The 726-nt window shown below is 64.0% G+C and carries 1 protein-coding gene; it reads left to right on the top strand.

Annotated elements, in window-relative coordinates:
* Positions 1 to 726, top strand: a 726-nt coding sequence (locus PU724_RS33840; protein WP_426213839.1) for an AMP-binding protein, incomplete at both ends; no start/stop codon positions are given.

Genomic DNA, 726 nt, shown 5'->3' with positions numbered 1-726 from the left:
AGCCGGCTTGCGATCCCGACCCGCGCGCGCTCGGGCTCACCGCGCGCCATCTCGCCTATATCATCTACACCTCAGGCTCCACCGGAACGCCCAAGGGCGTCATGGTCGAGCATCGCGGACTGGTCAATTACCTGGACTGGGCCTGTGGTGTCTATGACGCCAGGTCCTCTTCCTTGGTCTCCTCATCGCTCGCCTTCGACGCGACGGTTAACAGCCTGTTGGCACCTCTGCTTAGCGGTGGCCATGCTCTCCTTGTCAAGGAAGGCGATGAGGTCGAAGGACTCAAAACCAGGATCGGCTCGCCGTGCGGGCTGGTCAACATAACGCCGAGCCATCTGGATGCGCTTGGGCAACAGATGCCGGCGCAGATGACCGGCAGCCAGGTCGGCACCTTTGTCATCGGGGGTGAAGCGCTGTCGCGTTCAACGGTGGAACTGTGGCGCAAGATCCAGCCGACGGCCACGATGGTGAACGAGTACGGTCCCACCGAGACGATCGTCGGTTGTCTTCATTATGAGGTTCCTGCCGAACTGGACGGATCGGCATCGATCCCGATCGGCCGTCCGATCGCGAACACGCGGGTGTATCTCCTGGACGCTCATGGTCAGCCGGTGCCGCTGGGGGCGGTTGGCGAGCTCTATATCGGCGGGGCGGGGGTGGCGCGCGGCTATCTCAACCGGCCCGCGCTGACGGCCGAGCGCTTCATCGCCAGCCCGTTCGTGGAGG

Origin of the sequence: Mesorhizobium abyssinicae (assembly GCF_049887195.1) — a bacterium.
Taxonomy (GTDB): Bacteria; Pseudomonadota; Alphaproteobacteria; order Rhizobiales; family Rhizobiaceae; genus Mesorhizobium; species Mesorhizobium abyssinicae.
Note: the sequence above shows the minus strand (reverse complement) of the source record. Positions and strands in the feature narration are given on the sequence as shown.